This is a genomic window from Vibrio sp. 10N.261.52.A1 (genome assembly GCF_002876325.1).
Classification (GTDB): Bacteria; Pseudomonadota; Gammaproteobacteria; order Enterobacterales; family Vibrionaceae; genus Vibrio; species Vibrio chagasii.
Genome location: NZ_MCYD01001195.1, coordinates 1 through 3,947 on the forward strand (window position 1 = coordinate 1; position 3,947 = coordinate 3,947).

General features: G+C 38.9%; 2 protein-coding genes. One reads left to right on the forward strand and one right to left on the reverse strand.

Annotated elements, in window-relative coordinates; translation table 11 throughout:
* Positions 1–22 precede the first annotated feature (22 nt).
* Positions 23–3,517, forward strand: coding sequence for a response regulator (locus tag BCT81_RS25445; RefSeq protein WP_206748017.1), 3,495 nt, complete (start codon positions 23–25; stop codon positions 3,515–3,517).
* A 98-nt stretch (positions 3,518–3,615) separates the two neighbouring features.
* On the opposite strand, the gene BCT81_RS25450 is transcribed toward BCT81_RS25445, so the two are convergent.
* A partial coding sequence (locus BCT81_RS25450) for a Rid family detoxifying hydrolase (RefSeq protein WP_102426265.1) occupies positions 3,616–3,947 on the reverse strand: 332 nt, incomplete at its 5' end.

The following is a 3,947-nucleotide window of genomic DNA, read 5'->3' on the forward strand; positions in this document are numbered from 1 at the left end:
AAAAGTATCTAAAGAAGCCAATTTGATTGTCGTTGGTTTTGTTTTAGTGATCGCATCGCTTTGTTTAGTAGGTCTTTTTTCTGGCGTCGGTATCAATAAAACATTTAACTCTCTCGATCGATACAGCTTAGCTGGCAAGTTACTGCTTTCGTTAGATAAAGCTCGTTTAGCTGAGTTAACCTATACCCGTGACCAACAAGAAAAAGAAGCGATTAAAGCTGAAGAATACATCACTGAAACCCTTAAATTAGCGAATGACTTTGAGAAACACCTAGATAATAGAAGTTTAGTGGACGAGTCATTGTTGAGCTACATATCTGACTACCAGAGGTTGTTTGGTCAATATAGAGAATTAACTGAAACACAGAAAAAACGTATCGAAGCTATGGAAGCTGCCGCAGTTAAAGCGACGAGTGAAACGAATAAATTAAAAAATACACTTGCTCAAAAAGTTCGCTCGAATCAAATAGCAGAATCAGACAAAAAGGATAAAGTTGTCGAGGTCAATGAACGAGTGGCATTAACCAATGAAGCTGTTTTACTAGCTGAAGCGGTACACGCTTATAGTTCAACCTATTTAATGTCTAAAAACTCGGCAGATCTTCATAAAAAAGAACAAAATATCAATAGGTTAAGATTAATCGCCGAAGAGCTCTCCGAACGAAAAGAGTTATTGTTGCTCAACGAGTTCGTCAGAGCACAGCTTCGTTATTCTCAAGCATTTTCTGTACGGGTAAATAACGATAGCGATGAAGCTTCAAACGCTTTGCAGCAAGCAACTTCAGCGTTAAAAGAGAGTGCTGCTCAACTGCGAAGCTATGTTCAAAATAGCTTAAAAGATGTAAATAAAACCATTACTAACCTAGAGTCGGAGATGAGTTTAAGTTTAGATGCCGGCTTTTTGGCTACCCGACTTAAACAAGCCATGAGTAAAGCGAGAGAAGCCGATAAAAACTTCTTGCTCTGTCCTCATCCTGAAGAGCGACACCAGAAAAAAGCAGAGTTTTTAAACGCGATCGATCAAGCTTTGGCTCATGCAAAAGCTATCACTCCTTACTTGGTTGCTGACGAAAATGAACAGCTAATTAAATCTATCATTCCAGCTATCGGTGTTTATAGAGTTCATTTTTTGAGTATCTCAGAAACCTCAGAACAACTTGATCGTATTGCTAAAAACATGATTATGGCCGCCACTAAAGCTGATGATAAGTTAGCTCATTTACGACAAATTCGCTTTGCTGAAATCTCCCAATTTAAGCAGGTATCTGAATATTTAATATACTCTGCTGTTATTTTTATTGGAGCGATTTTGTTGCTCACCTACATAATGCGACGCTCGCAATTAGAGTTGCACTTACTGGCTTCAACCTTAAAACAGGCGAGAGATGAAGCTGAGTCGGCCAACCAAGCTAAATCTAGATTTTTAGCTAACATGAGCCATGAAATTCGCACACCTATGAATGCCATTATTGGCCTAACCCACTTAGTGCTCGAGTCAAGTCTAGAGAAATACCAGCGGAACTATATTAAGAAAGTAAATTTATCTGCTAAGTCATTACTTTACCTTCTTAATGATTTGTTAGATTTTTCAAAAATCGAAGCTGGAAAGCTCAAATTAGAAAACGCGCCATTCATATTGGATGAGCTTATTGAAGATGTTCTCGATACGTTATGCATGAAAGCTCAAGATAAGGCTATCGATTTACTTCTTCTGGTCGATGATGATGTACCCCAATATTTACTCGGTGACGCTTTCAGAGTTAAGCAAGTCTTACTGAATTTGGGATTTAATGCTGTTAAGTTTACTGAGAAAGGGAAAGTCCGCCTCAGCATAAAAGTATCCAACAAGACACCAAAATCGATCATGCTCAATTGTGAGGTAAAAGACGAAGGAATTGGGATGAAACAGTCTCAAATTAATAAGTTATTTAAGTCCTTCACTCAGGCTGACGCCTCAACGACACGCCAATATGGTGGAACCGGTTTAGGTTTAGCAATAACAAAAAACATTGTAAAACAAATGAATGGGACCATAGGTGTAGAAAGCACTTTGGGAGAAGGAACGACTTTTTCAGTCTCACTACCTTTGCAACTGACGAAAAACGATACAATCAACCGCCCTCACATAAATCTCCCTAAATCAGTTTTTATTCTCGACTCGTGTAAAGAATCTCGGCTAGCTATCGAACGCCAATGCCGCCAGTTAACTCTCCCGCATAAAAGCTTTTCTGACGTTGAAGCTATCATCACTTCAGGTCATAAGCGGCCAGAGTTACTCATATTCTCACTATCACCATCATCATCTGAAGCCGACTTAGTCTCACAATTTAAACAACTAAGTGATCTAGGCATGGAGCATGTAAAAGTTATTTTGGTGACGAATAGATCAATGAAAAACTTAAATGAGCATTTTGAAGTTCTTCAATTTCATTGTGATGATTGGCTGCTCAAACCATTTACTAATACCGCTCTTTTAAAAACATTAGCTACAATATTTAGTCAAAACGATAAGGAACCCCTCTTATTTTCGGAGCACCATAAGCCCAGCTGGGAAGATAAGCATGTGTTAGTTGTAGAAGATAATTCACTTAATCAAGAATTAATACAGGACCTACTGATAAGGAGAGGTCTGCGAGTGACCATTGCTCACAACGGTAAAGAAGCGGTTGATTTAGTTCAAACCAAAACCTTTGACATCGTATTAATGGATTGCCAAATGCCTATAATGGATGGTTATCAAGCGACACAATACATACGTAACGTCTTGGAGCTCTCTGAGTTACCCATTGTTGCTTTAACCGCAAACATACTAAAAAGTGATGAAGTTAAAGCGCTAAATGCCGGTATGAATAGTGTCTTGCACAAACCTATTGATATAGGGGAGTTAAACGGTATTTTGGGTCGCTACATACCCAACCCACAACCTTCGATAAACCACAACCAGGGTATACCTTGTGAGTTAGAGCGCCTTAGTAAAGTGGCAGGCTTGAATATAAACAGTGGGTTGAAGGTTAGTGATGGCAGTGACTCTTTGTATTTGTCTTTATTAAAGAAATTTGCAAAGCAATACAAAAACGAAGATTTAACTCACCTTCGTTCGGAAGACTTACAACAGTCATTGCATACCTTAAAAGGACTTAGCGGTAGTTTGGGTCTAGAGTCTATTCAAAAGCGATGTGCGAGCTTAGAAAACCACCAAGATAACATCGAATACAGAGCCAAATTACACGACTTTAGTCGAGCATTAAAAACCGTTTGTCGAGATATCTTAGATAACGTCGCAGTTTCAAAAATCATAGAAACAAAGCAAACACAGCCCTTTTCGTTAGAAGTATATGATGCTGTTACCGAGCTAATGTTCAATAATGATACCGCTGTACTTGATAAGTTAGCTCACTTTGAATCTGGTGCATCTTTAGGTCTTTCCGACTCAGAATTTAATGCGTTAATAAAAGCAGTCAACAACTATGATTTTCTTGCTGGATTGGACATTTTAAAACGCTCTAAACATGAATAGCCCAGAGTACAGCTATTCGGCCCTCCAGACCCACTTGAACCAAAAAGCCTTGGCAAAAGTCGTCAAGGCTCTATCTCTAGGGAATGTGAGACAAAAGGTTAATTCACTACTGCAATGGCCTCAATTTCCACTAAAGCATTGAGGGGTAGTTTAGACACTTCGACACAGGTTCTTGCTGGAAAGTAATTGGCCCCGTTCTTGATGAAAAAATCATTATAGATTTCATTCACTATAGGGAAGCTCACCATATCAGTAAGGTAAATTGTAGTTTTTACCACACCTGACATGTCGACATCTGCATGCGATAAGATGGCTTTCATATTCTCCAGACATTGTTTTGTCTGTTTTTCAATATCACTTTTAACCAGAAGCCCTGTCTGAGGGCTTAACGGTAACTGGCCTGAAGTAAAGATTAACCCTCCGGAAATCA